The 18570-nt window shown below is 58.6% G+C and carries 20 protein-coding genes; 9 read left to right on the forward strand and 11 right to left on the reverse strand.

Annotated features, from left to right (window positions below):
* Positions 1–80: 80 nt before the first annotated feature.
* Positions 81–1142, forward strand: a complete 1062-nt coding sequence (locus tag MHK05_RS09030) for a Cj0069 family protein (RefSeq protein WP_200288168.1) — start codon at positions 81–83, stop codon at positions 1140–1142.
* Between the two features lie 84 nt (positions 1143–1226).
* Positions 1227–2150, forward strand: a complete 924-nt coding sequence (locus MHK05_RS09035) for a DUF4282 domain-containing protein (RefSeq protein WP_239206237.1) — start codon at positions 1227–1229, stop codon at positions 2148–2150.
* Between the two features lie 123 nt (positions 2151–2273).
* Here the strand turns inward: MHK05_RS09035 and MHK05_RS09040 are convergent, their stop codons facing one another.
* Genes MHK05_RS09040 through MHK05_RS09060 form a run of 5 tightly spaced genes read right to left on the reverse strand, consistent with a single transcriptional unit; the run spans position 2274 to position 5743 of the window.
* Positions 2274–3014 (reverse strand): hypothetical protein, encoded by a 741-nt coding sequence (locus MHK05_RS09040; RefSeq protein WP_239206239.1) that lies wholly within the window; start codon positions 3012–3014, stop codon positions 2274–2276.
* Positions 3015–3029: 15 nt separating this feature from the next.
* The gene (locus MHK05_RS09045; RefSeq protein ID WP_034655777.1) at positions 3030–3446 is read right to left on the reverse strand and encodes a DUF3151 domain-containing protein; all 417 of its coding nucleotides are present in this window, start codon (positions 3444–3446) and stop codon (positions 3030–3032) included.
* Between the two features lie 31 nt (positions 3447–3477).
* A complete protein-coding gene (locus MHK05_RS09050) occupies positions 3478–4065 on the reverse strand; it encodes a Maf family protein (protein WP_023020697.1) in 588 nt (195 codons plus the stop codon).
* The gene (locus MHK05_RS09055; RefSeq protein WP_023020698.1) at positions 4065–4274 is read right to left on the reverse strand and encodes an acyl-CoA carboxylase subunit epsilon; all 210 of its coding nucleotides are present in this window, start codon (positions 4272–4274) and stop codon (positions 4065–4067) included. The genes MHK05_RS09050 and MHK05_RS09055 overlap by 1 nt, the downstream gene beginning before the upstream one ends.
* 8 nt (positions 4275–4282) lie before the next feature.
* Entirely contained in the window at positions 4283–5743 is a 1461-nt protein-coding gene (locus MHK05_RS09060) for an acyl-CoA carboxylase subunit beta (RefSeq protein ID WP_239206241.1), read from the reverse strand.
* A 350-nt stretch (positions 5744–6093) separates the two neighbouring features.
* Here MHK05_RS09060 and MHK05_RS09065 point away from each other — a divergent pair, with 350 nt between their 5' ends.
* Genes MHK05_RS09065 through MHK05_RS09075 form a run of 3 tightly spaced genes read left to right on the forward strand, consistent with a single transcriptional unit; the run spans position 6094 to position 8548 of the window.
* The gene (locus MHK05_RS09065) at positions 6094–7362 is read left to right on the forward strand and encodes a hypothetical protein (protein ID WP_239206243.1); all 1269 of its coding nucleotides are present in this window, start codon (positions 6094–6096) and stop codon (positions 7360–7362) included.
* A 32-nt stretch (positions 7363–7394) separates the two neighbouring features.
* Positions 7395–7967, forward strand: coding sequence for a hypothetical protein (locus tag MHK05_RS09070; protein ID WP_049383651.1), 573 nt, complete (start codon positions 7395–7397; stop codon positions 7965–7967).
* A gap of 2 nt (positions 7968–7969) precedes the next feature.
* Positions 7970–8548 carry a hypothetical protein gene (locus tag MHK05_RS09075; protein ID WP_049383652.1) on the forward strand — a complete coding sequence of 193 codons (579 nt, stop codon included), beginning with the start codon at positions 7970–7972 and terminating at the stop codon, positions 8546–8548.
* 98 nt (positions 8549–8646) lie between these two features.
* Here MHK05_RS09075 and MHK05_RS09080 read toward each other — a convergent pair whose 3' ends face one another.
* The 5 genes from MHK05_RS09080 to MHK05_RS09100 form a co-directional block, all read right to left on the reverse strand.
* Positions 8647–10137, reverse strand: coding sequence for an alpha-amylase family protein (locus tag MHK05_RS09080; RefSeq protein ID WP_049383653.1), 1491 nt, complete (start codon positions 10135–10137; stop codon positions 8647–8649).
* A 181-nt stretch (positions 10138–10318) separates the two neighbouring features.
* Positions 10319–11140: a carbohydrate ABC transporter permease gene (locus tag MHK05_RS09085; RefSeq protein ID WP_023020705.1), complete on the reverse strand. Its 822-nt coding sequence runs from the start codon at positions 11138–11140 to the stop codon at positions 10319–10321.
* On the reverse strand, positions 11140–12144 hold the full coding sequence (locus MHK05_RS09090; RefSeq protein WP_375545479.1) for a carbohydrate ABC transporter permease: 1005 nt from the start codon (positions 12142–12144) through the stop codon (positions 11140–11142). Before MHK05_RS09090 ends, MHK05_RS09085 begins: the two co-directional genes overlap by 1 nt.
* A gap of 122 nt (positions 12145–12266) precedes the next feature.
* Entirely contained in the window at positions 12267–13517 is a 1251-nt protein-coding gene (locus MHK05_RS09095) for an ABC transporter substrate-binding protein (RefSeq protein WP_200288158.1), read from the reverse strand.
* Between the two features lie 161 nt (positions 13518–13678).
* Entirely contained in the window at positions 13679–14671 is a 993-nt protein-coding gene (locus MHK05_RS09100) for an ABC transporter ATP-binding protein (RefSeq protein WP_200288156.1), read from the reverse strand.
* A gap of 44 nt (positions 14672–14715) precedes the next feature.
* On the opposite strand from MHK05_RS09100, the gene MHK05_RS09105 reads away from it, so the two are divergent.
* Entirely contained in the window at positions 14716–15600 is an 885-nt protein-coding gene (locus tag MHK05_RS09105; RefSeq protein ID WP_023020709.1) for a biotin--[acetyl-CoA-carboxylase] ligase, read from the forward strand.
* A gap of 36 nt (positions 15601–15636) precedes the next feature.
* A complete protein-coding gene (locus tag MHK05_RS09110) occupies positions 15637–16077 on the forward strand; it encodes a hypothetical protein (protein WP_023020710.1) in 441 nt (146 codons plus the stop codon).
* Here the strand turns inward: MHK05_RS09110 and budA are convergent.
* Entirely contained in the window at positions 16055–16786 is a 732-nt protein-coding gene (budA, locus tag MHK05_RS09115; RefSeq protein WP_023020711.1) for an acetolactate decarboxylase, read from the reverse strand. The two genes, MHK05_RS09110 and budA, sit on opposite strands and share 23 nt — an antisense overlap.
* Before the next feature lie 79 nt (positions 16787–16865).
* On the opposite strand from budA, the gene MHK05_RS09120 reads away from it, so the two are divergent.
* Together MHK05_RS09120 and purE are read left to right on the forward strand one after the other, a co-directional pair.
* Entirely contained in the window at positions 16866–17981 is a 1116-nt protein-coding gene (locus MHK05_RS09120; RefSeq protein ID WP_234288198.1) for a 5-(carboxyamino)imidazole ribonucleotide synthase, read from the forward strand.
* Positions 17982–18005: 24 nt separating this feature from the next.
* The gene (purE, locus tag MHK05_RS09125) at positions 18006–18506 is read left to right on the forward strand and encodes a 5-(carboxyamino)imidazole ribonucleotide mutase (RefSeq protein ID WP_200288152.1); all 501 of its coding nucleotides are present in this window, start codon (positions 18006–18008) and stop codon (positions 18504–18506) included.
* Positions 18507–18570: the final 64 nt, after the last annotated feature.

An 18570-nucleotide genomic window follows, 5' to 3' on the forward strand; every position in this document is an offset into this window, starting at 1 on the left:
GCGGAGGAAGAAGAGCTGGGATAAACTCGGGATATGGTGCGACAACGTGCTATGAACACCACCTATGAAGGGAACTGCAAGTGCACAAGGCAATTGTTGTATTTGAGGTAGAAGGCGGCTCGGATAAAGGCGCAGATGGCCACCGCAAGGACACCATGCCAATCGTCAATGCGATCAAGGAACAAGGCTGGGAGGCAGAGGTAATCTACTTCCATCCGGACAAGTCTGAAGAGATCTACACTCAGGTTTCTGAAAACTTTGATGCCTATATCTCCCGCGTCAACCCCGGCAATATCCCCGGAGGTGAGAAGGGCTACTTCGAATTGCTGAGCAAGCTGGCAGATGCCGGCCTGGTAGGTATGTCCACTCCGGCGGACATGATGGCCTATGGCGCCAAGGACGCACTGGTCAAGCTCAATGACACCCCGCTAGTGCCGGACGATACTGCGGCGTACTACGAGGTGGAAGAGCTGCATAATACCTTCCCCACCTCCTTGTCCTATGGCGAGCGCGTGCTCAAGCAAAACCGCGGTTCCACGGGTGAAGGCATCTGGCGCGTGCGCCTCGCGGACCAGGATCTTGCCCAGTCCGTTGAACCGGGGACCGCACTTCCGCTCGATACCGCTTTGAAGTGCACTGAGGCAGTGGATAACCAGACCCATGACTACAAGCTGGGCGCTTTCATGGACTTCTGTGACCAGTACATTGTGGGCGATAACGGCATGCTGGTGGATATGCGCTTTATGCCGCGCATTGTAGAGGGCGAAATCCGCATCCTGCTCGTGGGCAATGAGCCGGTATTTATCGTGCACAAGAAGCCGGCGGAGGGTGGCGATAACTTCTCCGCTACGCTCTTCTCCGGTGCCAAGTACACCTACGATAAGCCGGAATCGTGGCCGGAACTGCTGGAGATGTTTGATAAGGCGCGCCCCGTTATCGCAGAGAAGCTCGGCGATACCAAGGATGTTCCGCTGATTTGGACCGCGGACTTCATGCTTGACGACGCCCCCGATGGCACCGACAACTACGTCCTCGGCGAGATCAACTGCTCCTGCGTTGGCTTCACTTCCGAGCTGGACATGGGAATCCAAGAAAAGGTTGCCGCCGAGGCGATTCGTCGCGTGCAGGACGCGAACGCCTAGCGCACGCTGTATCCTGCCAAGTAGCCCCACGGGAGACCGTGGGGCATTTTCCTACCATCCCTAAAACATTTTGAGGACCGCATAATGGCTGATAATGACTTCAATTCCGACGGTTTCCCGAAGGATTTTTCCCCGCGCGATTTTTCCGAAACTCCGCACCACCGCGCTGGGGATGCTGCGAAAAACGCTGAGGGAGCCAGCGCTGCCGAGGTGAATGAGACCAAGGAGTTTGGCTCTTTCGATGTAAATGAAACGAAGTCATTTGGTCACACTGATAAGTTTGGTGATTCTGGAAACTCGCGGGATCTTTCCTCTCAGAAGCCAGCCGAGGAGGACAGTTCGACTGCTTCTGCGGCATCTCCAAGTACCGGCAACTCCGATTTCTGGGCCATGCAGTCCTCCGCCGCAGGTCAGGGCGCTGCCTCCCGTGCGCAGAACCCATTCACGGATTCGGCATCAACGGACGCTGCTGCGAACGGCAACCAATTCGGTTCCGTCCAGTCCACGAACGAGCAACCGGCTTTTGGCGGTTACGCTCAACAGCAGAGCACGGGCCAAGGATTCGGAGAGTTCCCTTCGGTTAGCGCTGCTCCTGCCGATTCTGGCCAAGATCTGGGTAATAAGAACAGTCGCATGAGCGGTGCTCTCAAGAGCTTGGGCAAAAAGGATGGGCTCTTGGGTGGACTTTTTGAATTCGAGTTCAAGCACTTCTTGACCATCACCCACGTGAAGGAAATCTATAAGGTCGCCTTGATTCTTGGCGGGATCATGTGGATTCTGCACCTTCTCGGGGCCTTCTTATTCGCTACCGGCATGGGCATTTATGGCATCCAGGAGGATTCCGCCTCCGCCATCTTCGGAAGCATCTTCGCGTTCATCTTCCTAGCAGTCCTGTGCACCATTATCTACTACGCCTTTATGGTGGCTATCAGGCTGTTCCTGGAGGCCATGGTGGCAAACGTGCGGATTGCCCAAAACACTGGTGATATTCTCGACAAAATGGACTAATCTTTTGCGATGAGTGACTCGCTGAACAAGGCGAGTAGCACAGCAAGAAATGACACACGCCCCAGCAGATTGAGCTGGGGCGTGTGTCGTACAGCCCTAGGCCTTATGTGGGCTGGCTAAAGGCTAATCGTAGGTTCCGAGCTGGTAACTGGGAAGATCAACCCACATCTTGTTGAATTCCTCGACTTCACCAGAAATTGGTGCAATGGTGTCGCCTTGTGCCTGCAAGCGCACGGTGTGGTGCGCGGTAATGCCCTCCGCGGTAGAGCGGCTGCGCTCTCCCCAGATGAAGTCGACTTGGTCGTCGGAGACTGGGGTGACGCTTTCTACCCTGTCGAAGACGGACATGTCCTTGGCCGGGGCGCCGTTGACATAGAGGGCTAGCCCATCAGCAATCGAGGCACCGGTGCCTGTTGGGCCCTCCACATCGCCCATTGAGCCGCGGAAAATGATCCAGCTGATCGTGGCGCAGGGGTCGTAGGAGTTGTCGATATCGGCGATCCAGTAGTTGAAATCGCTGCCATCGTCAGCGGGCATGCGCCCAGGTGCGGTGCCAGAGGCATAGACCGTGCGCGGGTCGTTGGGCAGTTCTGTGCATGTGCGGTCTTTGCCTTTTTCCTGTTGCTGCGTGGTGGCCTTTTCACCTTTGTCGGTTGAGTCTGACGGGGATGACGCCTTAGTAGCAGCGGCCTCGTCTCCTGCGGATGCTTCAGTCTCGGCCGGTGCTTGGCTGGAAAAGACTGGCTGTTCGGAGGAAGAAGAATCTTCTTGGGAACTGCAGGCGCTAAGCGCTAGTGGCAGGGAGGTGGCAAGTAGTAGGGCGGCAGAGAATCGCCGTAAGCGGCGAGGAGGCACGGCAGGCATGGCGGCTCTCCAAGTCTAGTCGAGGAGGGTGGCGACGCTGTCTGGGTCGGCGTCGGAAAGCATTTGGCGAATGCGGTCGTACTCATCGTCCTCGCCGATGGCCTTAGCGGCATGGCCGAGGGCGGCGATGGCGCGCAGCACGCCCTGGTTCGGTTCGTGGGAGAAGGGGACCGGGCCCCAGCCCTTCCACCCATTCCCGCGCAGGCGGTCCAGGCTACGGTGGTAGCCCGTGCGCGCGTAGGCGTAGGCGGTGATGAAAGCGGCTGGCTCAGCGCCCTCCTGCTGCTTAAGCTCTTGCTCAGCAAGCAAGGCCCACAGCAGCGGAGAATCCGGATGGGCAACGATGCCGGCGGCGAGATCCGAGGTGGAGTCCGCACCGGGATCGGCTGGCAGCTCAATGGGTTTCGGGGCAAGCATGTCTTTCATTTCCATGCCACCCCACTGTAGCGACGCCGGCGCGCAGCTACCAGAAATCGGAGACGTTAAGGTCAAATGAATACAGCGCGCGGCGCACCACCGGCAGGGAAAGCCCAATAACGGAGGAAGGATCGCCTTCGATGCGGTCAATGAACCAGCCGCCCATTGCCTCCAAAGTAAAAGCACCGGCGCACTGGAGTGGCTCACCGGATCGGGCATACGCTGCGATATCGGCTTCGCTGGCGTGGGCAAAGTGAACCGTGGTGGTAGATGTTTCCACATGGCGCCTATCGCCAAAGAGGAGGCAGTGGCCGGTAAGCAGCTCGGCCGTGCGGCCGGCTTGCTGGTGCCAGCGTTCGATGGTGGCTTCCTCGGTGTGCGGTTTGCCTTGTAACTCGCCGCCGAGCAACAGCATAGAATCGCCGCCGATGACGGGCTCGGTGGGGTAGCGCTCGGCCACCTTTTCGGCCTTGGCTGTCGCTAGGGCCGCCACGATATCGGCCGGTGGGCGGCCGGCGAGCGAGGCTTCAAGGGAGCGTTCATCAATGTCGGCCGGTTCCAAGACAGGTTCTACGCCCGCGCCGCGCAAGATGGACGCACGCGAGGGCGATTGGGAGGCGAGGATGAGCCGCATTAGAAGTACCGCACCGTATGGAAAGCGGAGGGATTATAAATGCGCTGCGACCCAAAGCGCTCGAAGCGCTCAGCCGGGTTGCCCCATTCATTGCGCTCGCCGGTAGCACCCGAGTGCTTTGCACTCATCTGCGCCAACACCGTGCGCAGGGCCGCGAGCTCGTCTTCAGTGGGATTGCCCTTTACTACCTTGATTTCAGGCGTAGACATCTCGCCTCCTAAACAGTTCCGTGCTTCTTGGGTACCTGCGCCACGGCCTTGCGCTCTAGCAGACGCAGGCCTTCCACCAGGTAGTGGCGGGTGGCGGAAGGCTCGATGACATTATCGGCCAGCCCGCGCTCCGCAGCGGCATACGGGTGCAAGAAGAGCTCGTCCATCTCTTCTTCCTTTTCCTCAGAGCCATAGATGGCCAGGGAAGCCTGGGAGGCTTGGGTGACGGCAATTTCTGCGGTGGGCCACGCGTAGACCAGGTCCGCCCCCAGGTCTTTTGCACCCATAAATACGTAGGCCGGGCCAATAGCCTTGCGGGTAATTACAGTGAGCTTGCCGACGCTCGCTTCGGCCTGCGCATAGGCAAACTTCGACGCCCTGCGAAGCAGGCCTGCCTTTTCCTCTTCCGGGGTAGGCACAAAGCCTGGGGAGTCCACGAATTCCACGATGGGAGTATTGAAGGCATCGCACGTGCGCACGAAGCGCGCGGCTTTTTCTGCGGCGGCGGAATCCAGTGCACCGGCCAATGCTAGCGGCTGGTTGGCAACGATGCCGACGGTGCGGCCATCGATGTAGGCAAAGCCAGTGACGATATTTTGGGCCGCTTCTGCAGAGAGTTCGAAGAATGACCCCTCGTCGACTACAGCCTCAATGACATCGTTTATGTCATAGGCCTGCGCGGCGGTATCCGGGATGACGCTATTGAGATCAAAGTCCGCGACGCTACCGGCATCCACACGCGGCGCCTCTGCGCGGTTATTGGCGGGGAAGTAAGCCAAAACGTCGCGCACGAGGGACAAAGCCTGCTTGTCGTCGCTGGCCACCAGGTGAGCGGTGCCGGACTCTGCGTGGGCTGCGGCGCCGCCAAAGGTCTCTGGCTCCGCGCCGGCCACGTGGCTGGCAGCCTGGTGGAGGGCGGTGCCTTGGGTGACTATGAGGACATCAGCAAACGTCGGCGCGAACGCCGCAATGCCGCTGGTATTGCCCGCGATAACGGAGATCTGCGGAATGAGGCCCGAGGCTTGGGAGACACGCGCCATGAGGCGGGCGTATCCAGCCATGGTGACGATGCCTTCTTGTACACGCGGGCCGGTGGATTCATAAATGCCGATAACGGGAACACCGGTCTTGATGGCGAGGTCATAAATCTTGGTGAGCTTTTCGGCATAAACCTCACCCATCGTTCCATCGAAGATTTCTCCGTCCTGGCTAAAGACGCATACTCGGCGGCCATCGATGGTGCCGTAGCCGGTAACCACGCCATCTGTATAGGGGCGGTCATGCTCGCGGCCGAAGTCGGTGGAACGGTGGCGGGCCAGTGCGTCCGTTTCCACAAAGGAGCCCTCATCGAGCAGCTGCGTCACGCGGGTGCGGGCGGCCGGCTCGCCTTCTCCCAGCGGTGCGCGGGACTCGGCAAGCTTGGCGTCCAGGTCCTCGATCTTGCCGGCGGTGGTTTTCAGGTCAGTCATAGGCCCCCACACTACTAGCGCACCCCGGTCAATGCGGAATGAAAGGCAGCAAGAGCGAGGAGTGAAAATCGTTTATGTGGTACTTGCCACCGCACCGTGGACTAAGCCTTAAACCTGGGAATTCCTTGAATGGCACCCCGCTCGCTTACCCTATTGTGGGGGTGGTGACCAGTGTAAACATTTTAGGGCGCTGGGCAGGTGAGCGCTAATTGTTGCACCTCAAGGGAGGTAAAAAGATTAGAAAAGTTTTCATTCAACTATTGATGTGAGTCTTGTAATCCCTTATTATTATCTGAGTCTTCATGAATGTTTCCCCTGTTTTTTAACGATCTATTAAGGATGGTCTTCTGGTGATTAAAAAGGGACTGCGCTTGCTCGCACCGCTCGCCGTAGCGGCTCTCTTCACGCCAGTGGCGCACGCGGGAGATATTCCCCCGATGCCGCAGGCATATCCCATTTCCAACCTCTATAAGAGCTGCAGTGCCGCTGGCGACAATGTCGAGCGCGAATGGCGCTTTGCAGAAACCGGCCGCCGCTACATGAGCGATGGCACCCTGCAGTTCAAAAACACCACCAATCAAGAAGTGCCCTACACCGCCGAGGTAGAAACCGGTACCAATCACGAGATTGATGCCAATTCTAAGGCCAAGCTGCCTTCTGGTTGGGACACCACCGCCAAGTCCGATATTGGTCTGAAGATGACCAATGGTTGGCGCGATAAAGAAACTTTTGGCCCAGTGAAGCTGAAGCCGGGTGAGTCCTTCCGCGTCGAGTACGGGGTCATCGAAAAGGACTTCATCTCCATGTTCGTGGGCTGCAATGATGACCGCTTGGAAAACATCCCGGGTGCCAACGTCATCCGCGGTAAGGGCCCGGCCGAGCGTTACGCCTTTGCCTACATCATTAAGGCAGATGGCTCCGTGTCCGATCTGGCCATGGAAATTCCTTCCCGCTCTCCGGGGGCAAACTCCAAGCCGATCGAGGGTAACTACACCTCCGTATCCGGCCCGAGCCTAGAAAAGATTGCCGATCCTAAAAAGGATGAGATCATGCAGCCGGCCGCGGAACTGCAGCGCGATCCATCCTGGCCAAAGGAAGGCGATAAGTGTGAAGCTGGCGATACCTCCTGGTACCCGCTGGACATCACCGCTGTAAAGCCGACCTACCGCAAGGCCGGCTACTCCACCGACTTCCTCAACTGGTCCAAGGGCGATTATGAATTCGCCCCAGTGACTGACTTCGTCGTTGGCGCCGAGCACGCCCCGTACACCAACTGGCAGGGCAACCGCGGCGATATTCCGAAGGGCTGGCTGGAGTCCGTCGGTGCCGTAAAGCGCGCCTACATGCCGGTCGGCACCGAGCTCAAGCACGTTGACCTCAAGCCAGGCGAGCGCGTGCGCGTGGAGTATGGCACCACCATGACCCGCATCAACTACCGCGAGATTCACTGCGGCAAGAGCGGAAACTACGACCTCACCTCTAACTACAAGCAGACCTCCGCCCCGAGTGGGTTCTGGGCAGAGGCCAAGATCACCGATAAGGCCGGCAATACCCGTACTGAGGACGTCACTCCGGACGAATTCCGCGACCTGCCGGTTCCGACCCAGACCATCTACTAAACCCCACCACACCTACACAAGGAGAAAGTTCCATGTTCAAGTCCAAGATTGCTTCTACCACCGCGGCTCTCGCCGTTGCCTCCGGCCTGATCTTCGCTCCGGCCGCTAACGCCCTACCACAGCGCGACCTAGGCCCAGCTAACCCGACCACCATCGGCGAGCGCTGCTCCAACCCAGGTGACACCGGCCAGACCGTAAAGATCAAGCGCACCTATTTTGATGGCTCCGCCGGTTCCTGGACTGTGTCCAACTACAACGATGAGCCATTGCCTGTCACCCGTTCTATCAAGGAGACCAAGACAAAGACTTGGAACGTGTCTGCTGGCGTCGATTTCAAGCTGTTGGATCTCATTAATTTCACCTTCTCTTCCAGCTACACCGATAGCCAGTCCTACGAGGTAGGCGAGCAGGTTGGTCCGTACAACATTGCTCCGGGCAAGACTGCCGTGCTGCGCGCCGGTTGGGTTGTTTCTGATTTCGAAGGTCAGAAGACCGTGTGTGGCTCCGACCACAAGTGGCAGGCTAATGGCGGCACCTTCACGGCTTCTCTGCCGAAGGAACGCCACGTCGAGGTTTCCACTCGTGACAACAACGATTGGGGCTAATCGTGAGCAAGACGTCCATCGCTAGCGTCCTCGCGGCGCTGAGCCTGGTGGCCGCTCCTGTTGCCCACGCCGCTGATTTCGGTGGGGACTTCGAGCTGCCCCAGCGCTGGAACGAAGATTATAAGCCGGGCACACATTGCTCGACGCCGGGTGAAAACGGCACCTACGTCACGGCAAAGCGCCGCTGGTTCAAGCAGACCGACGCCACGAGCGTGGCTAATCGCAATGCCGAGGAAGTGCCGGTCAAGCACACCGTCACCAAGGCCCGCACCCAGACCATCGAGGTCTCCGGCTCCGTTGAGGGTACCGGTGATCTGGCCAAGGTGTTGACCAAGACCTACGGCTTCAACTACGTCAGTGAGCAGCACTGGAAGCTAAACCAGGTGGTTGGTCCGTACACCCTGCCAGCGAATTCGCAGGGCAAGCTGGTGTGGGGCTTTACCATGCTCGATACTGACGGTCAGGACGTTCGTTGCAACTCTGACCAGCAGTGGGAAGCCCAGGGCAAGCCGTACTCGGCCTCCGTGCCAGAAGCGCGCTACTCTGAGCTGCGCTTGGAAGACGCCCCTGAGTGGAACTAATACCCCATTAAGGAAGCGCCTCGCCAATCTGAAAGGACTGGCGAGGCGCTTTTCTTTCGGCTAGGCGCTTTCGGAAGCTTGAGTCGAGAGGACAGGGGTTAGGCAGGTAGCCAAGCGTAGCCATAAGGGCCGAGCTCCACTGGGCCGAGATCGATGGAGCGATCGCTGAAATTGTGCAGGCACAGCAGATCGCCGCGTTGGTAACCAAGGACGGCCTCTTCGCCGGTCTCAACCGGCTCACACGGCGCGGTACCGAGATCAGAGTGGGCATGGCGCTCGGCGATCATGGAGCGGACGGTGTTGAGCAACGAGGCGGCGTCCTCAACTTGGGCGGCCACAGACGTTCCGCCTACAACCGGCAGCCGGGATGGTGCGTTGATGCTGAAACCGGAGTGTTCGGAATCGTCCCACTGCATTGGGGTGCGCACCGCATAGCGGTCCGGCAGCGAGGTGTCATCGAGCATGCCAATCTCATCGCCGTAGTAGATAAACGGTGCGCCCGGCAGGGTCATCAATAGGGAGAACATCAGCTCCACCTTGCGGCGGTCGCCGTTCATCAGCGGCATAAGCCTGCGGGCAATACCCACGTGCGCGCGCATACTGTCTTCTGGCAGGTACGCCTGGTACATCAGATCTCGCACGGTATCGTCCACCATTTCCAAGGTGAGCTCATCGTGGTTGCGCAAGAAGGTGCCCCACTGGCAGCCTTCCGGTAGGGAAGGCAGTTCGTCGAGGATGGAGTAGACCGGGGTGGCGTCGCCAAGCGCCAAAGCCTGATACAACCGCGGCATGACCGGGAAGTTGAAGACCATGTGGAAGCGCTCGCCCTGGCCGTAGAATTGCATGGTTTCGGCCGGCGGCTGGTTGGCCTCCGCTATGAGCACGGCTTCCGGGTAGTGCGCGTCCATGAAGGAGCGAATCTTTTCCACAAACTCGATGGTCTCCGGCAGGGATTCTCCGCCTACACCATCGCGCTCAAAGAGATAAGCAATAGCATCGAGGCGCAGGCCGTCTAGGCCCTTATCCATCCAGAAGGACAAGATTTTGAATACTTCCTCCTGCACGGCCGGGTTATCGTAGTTCAAATCCGGCTGGTGGGAGTAAAAGCGGTGGAAGTAGTACTGGCCGCGCTTTTCATCCCAGGTCCAATTGGAGGTTTCCACGTCAGTGAAAATGACGCGGATTTCGGGGTAGCGCTCGGGGTCATCGCCCCAGACGTAGAAATCGCCATAGGGGCCTGTGGGATCCGTGCGGGAGGCCTGGAACCATGGGTGATCGGAGCTGGTGTGGTTGAGCGCCAAGTCCGTCATGATGCGCATGTCACGGCGGTGCAGCTCCGCAATGAGCTCTTCAAAATCCTCCATCGTGCCATAATCTGGGTGGATGGAGTAGTAGTCCGCAATATCGTAGCCATCATCGCGCAAGGGGCTGGCATAAAACGGCGACAGCCACAGGCAGTCCACGCCGAGCCATTGAAGGTAGTCCAGCTTATCGATGACCCCGCGCAGCGTTCCTACCTCCTTATCACCATCGGCCTTAAACGAGCCGACGAGGGCCTGGTAGAAGACTGCATTGTGGTACCAGCTCATGAAAGGTCCTTTCTTTTGGCCCGCCAGGTTAGGTAGGTAAGAAGGCACAGTACTCCGGCCACGAGACCGGGCCAGATGGCGGGGGAGTCGTGAAAGATGTTGATGATGGCCTGAATAACCGCGAGGATGCTGAAGAAACCAAGGAAGCCCAGCGCGGTATCCCACAGCATGGCCCTGCGCATTAGGCCTTGACACCACCTGCGGTCAGGCCAGCGACGATGCGGTGCTGGAAGATGAGCACCATGATGACCAGTGGGATGGTAACCAGCGCGCCAGCGGCCATGGTCGCGGCATAGGGGTACTCAAAGGCCGAGGGGCCGGAGAAGCGTGCAATGGCCACGGTCACCGGCTCAGTATCGGTGGTGGAGAGCTGCTTGGCCAGCATGAACTCATTCCACGTGGTGATAAAGGCGATGATCGCGGTGGTAAACAGCGCTGGCGCCGCCAGTGGCAATAGCACCAAACGGAAAGCTTGAGAACGCGAGGCTCCATCTACCCGGGCTGCTTCTTCCAGTTCCCAGGGAAGTTGGCGGAAGAAGCTCAGCAGCGTATAGACCGTGAGAGGAAGCGCAAAGGAAATATTGGGGATGATCATTGCGCGGTAGGTACCAATCCACTCCAGGTTGCCAAAGAGCTGGAAGAGCGGGGTGACCAAGGCAATCGCCGGGAACATGGAGGCGGCCAGAATAATGCCGGTCACGATTCCCTTGCCAGGAAAGTCATAACGGGAGAGCGCATAGGCGGTAAAGACACCGATGAGCACGGCCACCGCGGTGGTAATCAGTGAGATGAGAAGCGAGTTACCGAGCGCGGCAAGGAAGTCATTTCCCTTATCGGTAGCCAAGGCATCGCGGAAATTATCCAGCGTGACATGGGTAGGCCATGGCGTGGTATCAAAGGTGAATCGCTGATCCCGCAGCGCGGTTACCAGCATCCAGTAGAAGGGAGCGAGGCCCCAGAACATGATGAAAATGATGCCGGCGAAGTGTCCGAATTTACGCATTATTTAGCTGCCTTCCTGCCGGAGACATCCGCACCAAGGAAGCGAATGAGGATAAAGGCGACGACGAAGATAAGAAGGAAAATGAGGGTGGAGAGCGCGGAGGCGGAATTGAAGTTGCCTTGGCGCATATCCTCCACCACCAGCTGCGAGATGGTCGCGGTAGGGGAGTTGGAGGAGCTAGAAATCATGATGACCGGCAGGTCATACATGCGCAGTGCGTCCAGGGTGCGGAAGAGTACGGCCACCATGAGCGCCGGGCGCACCAGCGGGAGGGTGATCCGGAAGAACGTCTGGATACGATTGGCGCCGTCCACGCGGGCGGCGTCGTAGACGTCCTTAGGAATCATCTGCAGGCCCGCCAGGATAAGCAGTGCCATAAACGGGGCGGTCTTCCACACATCCGCGATGATGACGGCCAGGCGGGCGTAGAACGGGTCCGTGGTCCAGGCGATCTGTGCACCAAGCAGCGAGTTGACGACGCCATCCGGGGCAAACATGAACTGCCATAGCTTGGCCGTGACGGCCGTTGGAATGGCCCAGGGGATAAGTACCGCCGCACGAACTAGGCCACGGCCGCGGTAATCACCGTTCATGATGAGCGCCATCAGCATACCCAGGATGGTCTCCAGCAGCACGGTAACGACGGTGAAAAAGAGCGTAATCTTGACTGCGGGCCAAAAATCCGTGGCAATAACGCCCGGTGGGCAGGTGGAAATCTGGCCGGTACCGGAAACGCATCGGTTATTGATCCAGTACAGGTAATTTTCCAGTCCGGCAAAACCGCCTTCCTCAAAAAGTCCCGTCTGCGGGTTGAGGTGCCTATTGCCTTGGAAGGACAGGAAGATGGCGCGGATGATGGGGTAGCCGATGATGACGGCGAGTACGATGAGCGCCGGAGCAATCAGCCCGGCCACGCGCCCGTAATTTTTGCGCTGGGGTTTCGGCGCTCTTGCCGACGCCCCTTTCGGCGTCCCCTTGGACGCAGTCGGCGAAGCTATAGCCACGCTGGTCCGCCTTTCTGTTAAAGAAATGCTGTCTATTGGCTAGATTCTATCCCCAATAGGGGAGTGAAAACCACAAAGGGTGAGGCGGCGGTATGCCCGCCTACCTCACCCGGATTGGGAATTTAACCCTGGGAAGCCGATTCGATGGCCGCCTTCATATCGGCGGTGGCATCATCGACCGACTTGTCATCCGTCAATGCAGCGTAGGCATTGTCCTGGATGGCCTTAGAAATCGCCGAGTAGAACGGGGAAACCGGGCGCGGTGCCGCGTTCTCCAAGGACTCCTTGAGCGCCGGCAGGTATGGGAACTCCTGCTGTAGCTGCGGGTCATCGTAGATGGAGGCCAAGACCGGTGGGAAGGACTGCTCCGCGAAGGACTTCTGGTTGTCCTCGTTGATGATGAACTTCATAAAGTCGAGCGCAGTGCCCTTATTCTTGGAGTTGATATTGATACCGTTGTTGTAGCCACCCAGCGTGGAAACGCCTACGCCGTCCTTGCCCAGTGGGGCCTGGACCTCGACGTCGACGCCGGCATCAACCGCATTGGAGTACATATATGGCCAGTTCACGGCGAAGGCGGTCTTGCCTTCGGTGAAGGCCATATTGGTTTCTTCCTCGGTGGCGGCGGTGGAGTCCTTGGAGATGGTTTCCTCCTTGTACGCATCCACCATGGCCTGAAGGCCGTCTTTGGCTTCCTTGGAATCCACGGTGACATTGCCGTCCTTATCCAAGACAGAGCCGCCCCAGCCTTCCATGAAGTCAGCGGTATTGAGCGCAAGGCCTTCATACTGCTTGAGCTGGGTGGTCAGACAGTTCTTGCCGTCTTCCAGCGCCTTACATGCAGATTTGAGATCTGCGAACTTCTCGGGAGCCTTATCCGCGAGCTTGGTATTGCGGAAAAGCAGCTGACCATTGGTGTTCTGCGGCAGCGCGTAGAGGACGTCGTTATAGGTGGCGGACTCTACGGTGGCCGGCAGTAGCTCATCCGTATTGGTTTCAAAATCACCATTGAGCGGCTGGAGCCACTGGTTGGCAGCGAACTCCGCGGTCCACACGACGTCCAGCGCCATGACATCGTAGTCATCGCTGCCCGCCTGCAGGGACTGCACGAGGGTCTCGCGCTGGGCGTCAGCCTCGCCGGCCAGCTCCTTGAGCGTGACCTTCTCGTCTGGGTGCTGCTCGTTCCACTTTTCGATGATGGGGGTCACCTTGTCCGTGTCATTTTTGCCCATGGCAAAAGTGATGGGGCCGTGCGCATCCGCCCCGCCTTCGGAGGAATCGCCCGCAGCGGAATCGGAGGAGGACGAAGAGCAGCCGGCCAGAGCCAGAACTGCAGTAGTCGCAACGGTGGTGCGAAGCAGGAATCTCTTCATGGAATTCACCTTTCGGAAAACTTTCGGTTCTTTAAACCTAAAATACGGAAATCGAAAGGTGGATAATTTTGACCTATTTAACTCTAAATGGGGGTAGTAAAGGGGCGGCGGGAGGTTGGACTACGTACCTGCGGCACTGTGGCCCAGTGTCCGCCGTGGGGCTAATCCTGTGAGATACGGCGCCCCGTTTCTGGGTCAAAGCGGAGTGCTTCGCGCGGGTTGAATGTCAGTACGACATCTTCGCCGCGCTGTGGTGGGGTACCTTCGGCGCGAGCAACAAAGCGGTTTTCGCCCTCGGTGACGTAGACATAGGACTCGGCGCCCAGCTCTTCCACAATGTCCACCACGCCTTGGAAACCCACTGGACCCTTGTTGATAAACATCTTTTCTGGGCGTACACCTACGCGGCCGCCGTTGTAGTCAAAGATATTCATGGCTGGCGATCCGATGAAACCGGCGACGAATTCGTTTGCGGGGGCGTCATAAAGCTCGCGCGGCGGGGCAACTTGCTGCAGCTCGCCGTCCTTGAGCACCGCCACACGGTCACCCATGGTCATCGCCTCTACCTGGTCGTGGGTGACGTATATCGTCGTCGTACCCAGTCGCTGCTGCAGGCTGGCCAACTCGGCGCGGGTCTGGACGCGCAGCTTGGCATCCAGGTTGGATAGTGGCTCATCCATGAGGAAGGCCTTCGGCTCGCGCACAATGGCGCGGCCCATGGCCACGCGCTGGCGCTGGCCACCGGAAAGGTCCTTGGGCTTGCGCTTGAGGTAATCGGTCAGACCGAGTGTCTCCGCAGCTGCGTGTACCTTGGACTTGATGTCGGCCTTGGGCAACTTTGCCAGCTTCAAAGCAAAGCCCATGTTTTGTTCTACTGTCAGGTGTGGGTAAAGCGCATAATTCTGGAAGACCATGGCGATATCGCGATCGCCTGGCTCTAAGTTGGTCACGTCCTTGCCATCAATGGTGATGCGGCCGCTCGATGTCGGCTCTAATCCCGCCAGTGCGCGCAGCGTCGTGGATTTACCGCAGCCCGAAGGACCAACGAGCACCAGAAACTCGCCGTCCGCGATTTCGAGGTCCAAGTCCTTTACCGTGGGCGCGCTCGCGCCAGGGTAGGTGATATTGACCTTTTCAAAAGTGACCTTTGCCATGCGCAACACACTAGCACCATTGGTGGCCGGTATCCTTAAGGCTTATGACTGCACTTGATTTGGAACGCATTCGCACCGCATTGGCCGATGATTTCACCACCATCGATTTCGTGGAAAAGACCGGCTCCACCAATACCGACTTGATGCAGGCCACCAACGTTGCGGATGGCACCGTGCTGCTTGCCGACGAACAACTTTCCGGCAAGGGACGTCTTGGCCGCTCTTGGACCGCGCCGGCCGGTTCGCAAGTCATTTTCTCTGTGCTTTTGCTGCCGGAATCTCTCGATCACTTGGGCACCCTACCTCTGGCCGCGGGCTTGGCGGTCACCGATTCCATCGAGGGCACCGTGCTCAAGTGGCCGAATGATGTGCATATCGATGGCAATAAGCTGTGCGGCATCCTCGCTGAGGCTGGACCCGTGGGCCAGGCTTTCAAAGCCGCGCCAAAGACCGAGCTCACCAAGGTGGAAGTGGGCAAGGCTGAACTTAATAAGGCTGAGGTCAACAAGGCGGAAGTAAATAAAACCGAAGTCAATAAGGCGGAGCTCAATAAAGCCGTAGGCGGTGCCGCGCCCTCTGCGCGCGTCGTCGTAGGAATGGGCATCAATGTCACCTTGACCCGCGAGGACCTGCCGATTGAAAAGGCCACCTCGCTCGCGCTCGAAGGCCGCGATACCGACCGCACCGAGCTCGCCATTAACGTGCTGAAGAACCTGCGCCGTCGTATTGTGCAGTGGGAGAACCACGATCCGCAGCTCCTGCGCGATTACCGTGCGGTGTGTTCCTCACTGGGACAACAGGTGCGCCTAGAAACTCCATCCGGCGATGTTATTGGGCACGTGGATGAAATCGGCGAGGACGGCCGCATCATGGTCGCTGGTGAGTACTATTCCGCGGGCGATGTCACGCATCTGCGCCCACAGCAGTAGACCGCACAAGAGACACGGGAGGTAGCATCCATAGCTATGGGATTAATGAAGATGGGCCAAGGCGAGATCAAGCGCGCAGATGTCTCCGCGCCTTTTCGCGCATTGATTTTCCCTTTTCTCGAGCTCATCCTCATTACCGGTCTACTGTGGATTGCCATCGGTTGGTGCGATGTCCAAGCAGTAGACCCGATGCTGCGCAATGGACTGGTCGCGGTGTGGGCGCTGTTGGGAATCTGGCGCTTTGTCATCCCGCTTTATAAGGCCCGTCGCAAGCGCTTCATAGTGACCAATAGGCGCGTCATCGCGCGCGAGGGGCGCACTATCGATTCGATTCCGCTGCAGGATATTCGCGGTGCTCGAAAACGACGCGGCGGAGTGTCTCTAGCCATCCATGGTTGGGACCGCGCCATGTATTTCCCTAATGTTGCTAAGCCCAAGCGCGTGGCTGAGATTATTAATGATCGCCCTTGGTTTTAACCTCAGTGGTGTGCAGCTGGCTATCCAGGTCTTCCGGCGAGAGGTTGGCGCGGCTAAATTCCTGCGTCAGCGGCAGGCGCAGCTCTAAATCAGAGGCGGGGCAAAGCTCAACCGTTGCCTTATCTACTACGTAGTCCAAAACGTGCCCACCGGAGGTGCGGGCGGCGTCGATAAAGTGCACGTGACAGCCTGGCACCGAAATTCCTTTTTCATAAACGGGGGTGCGGAAGCCGCCGATGACTCCTTCGACGTTCTGAAAGTGCAGCTCTTTATCTCCGCCGACGGCCTCTGACATCGGTGGGTAGGGTTTTTCCTGCTTGACCACCGTGCGGGTGGTGACCTCCTTAAAAGTGCCCACGATGCGCACCGCATACATGTAGTTGGCGGAAGGCTCGAGCCTATCGATAAAGGCGGAGAGCTGATCGCGGCGCAGGCCCGCGGGGGCGTCGGCAGTAATGCGAGGAACAAAATTGGTGGCTACCGCATAGGGGGTGCGCTGATCCAAATCTGCAATCTGTGCGGAACCATCGCCCCGCAGTTGGTAGCAGGTGCCGTCCAAAATGATCATCTCACCGTCGAGGCCATCGAAGGTGCCCAAGCCGAAGTTTCCCTTACCTAGCAGCTCTGAAATGGTCATTTCGCCGTCATAAATGCCATCAAGCAAAGCGGTCATGAGTGAATTTTGGAAGATGGTATGACGAGTGAACATAGTATCCAGGCTAGTATTGGGGGACGTGAGTGACTTAAAGCCTATTGTAACTGTTTGTGGCGACGGCCAGCTGGCCCGCATGATGCAGCCGGCCGCCGCGGAGCTCGATATTCACCTGCGGATTCTAGCCAGCAAGCCGGATTCTTCCGCGGCGCAGGTCACCCCGGACGTGGTGCTGGGGGACTATACCTCCCTGGAGGAGCTGCGCGGCGTGGCCGAGGGCGCGGATGCCATTACCTTCGAGCACGAGCATGTGCCCAATGAACACTCCGCCGCGCTTATCGACGCCGGTTTTAACGTCCAACCTCAGCCCACCGCCCTCATTTACGCGCAGGACAAGTTAAAGATGCGCGAAAAGCTTGCCGCATTTGGTGCCCCCGTGCCACGCTTTGCTGCGATCGACTCGGTGGCCGATGCCCGCGCCTTCTTCGACGCCGTCGATGGCCGCGTGTGCCTCAAGGCCCGCCGCGGTGGTTACGACGGCAAGGGTGTGTGGTTCCCCACCGCTGATAATTGCTTTGAGCTGGTTTCCGAGCTGCTCGAAGCCGGAACCCCTCTCATGGCTGAGGAAAAGGTGGACCTGACCCGTGAGCTGTCCATCCTCGTTGCCCGCCGCCCCTCCGGTGAGGCCAAGGTGTGGCCGATTACCCAGTCCCGCCAGGAAAACGGCATTTGTGCCGAGGCAATTGCACCAGCCCCTGGCCTCGCACCGGAACTCGCCCAGCGCGCTTCCGAATTGGGTCTCACCATCGCCGAGTCCCTCGGCGTGACCGGCGTGCTGGCCGTCGAACTCTTTGCTTTCGACGGCCCCGAAGGCGAGGATATCTCCGTCAACGAACTGGCCATGCGCCCGCATAACACCGGCCACTGGACCCAGGATGGCAGCGTTACCTCCCAGTTTGAGCAGCACTTGCGCGCGGTGCTCGACCTCCCGTTGGGTGCAGTCGACACGCTTGCCCCCGTTACCGTGATGGCCAATGTCTTGGGAGCCGACGAAGATCCTGCCATGCCCATGCCGGAGCGCGTTCGTGAAGTAATGAAGCGTTACCCGCAGGCCAAGATTCACCTCTACGGCAAGGATCACCGTCCCGGCCGCAAGATTGGCCACGTCAACGTTACCGGTGAGGACACCGACGAGACCCTGACCATCGCCCGTCAGGCAGCGCACTTTCTCGTGCACGCCGAATGGGCATAAAACTCTGCTTGTAGAAAGGACAGCATGCAACCACACGTAGGCATCATCATGGGTTCTGATTCTGATTGGCCCACCGTTGAACCCGCCGCCCAGGTCCTCGCAGACTTTGGCATCCCCTTCGAAGTTGGCGTGGTCAGCGCTCACCGCACCCCAGAAAAGATGCTCGCATACGCAAAAGAAGCCCATACCCGCGGCCTGAAAGCGATTATCGCCTGCGCCGGTGGCGCCGCGCACTTGCCCGGCATGGTTGCAGCGGCCACGCCGCTGCCAGTCATCGGCATCCCGCGCGCTTTGAAGGATCTCGATGGTCTCGATTCCCTTCTTTCCATCGTGCAGATGCCTAGTGGCGTGCCGGTCGCCACCGTTTCCATCGGCGGTGCAAAAAACGCCGGCCTGCTTGCTGCGCGCATCCTCGGGGCAGGTGACCCCGCCATCCAGGACAAGATGATGGATTACCAAAAGCGCATGGCAGAAGAGGTCGAGCAGAAGGATAAGAACCTGCGCGACAAGCTGCTGGGAGAGTAGCTCTTAGGAAAAGAAGTAAATAAAGCAAGCACGTTTAGCCACAACCGCGGAGGTTTCGGCAAAG

This window comes from Corynebacterium nasorum (assembly GCF_022347325.1).
Taxonomy (GTDB): domain Bacteria; phylum Actinomycetota; class Actinomycetes; order Mycobacteriales; family Mycobacteriaceae; genus Corynebacterium; species Corynebacterium kefirresidentii.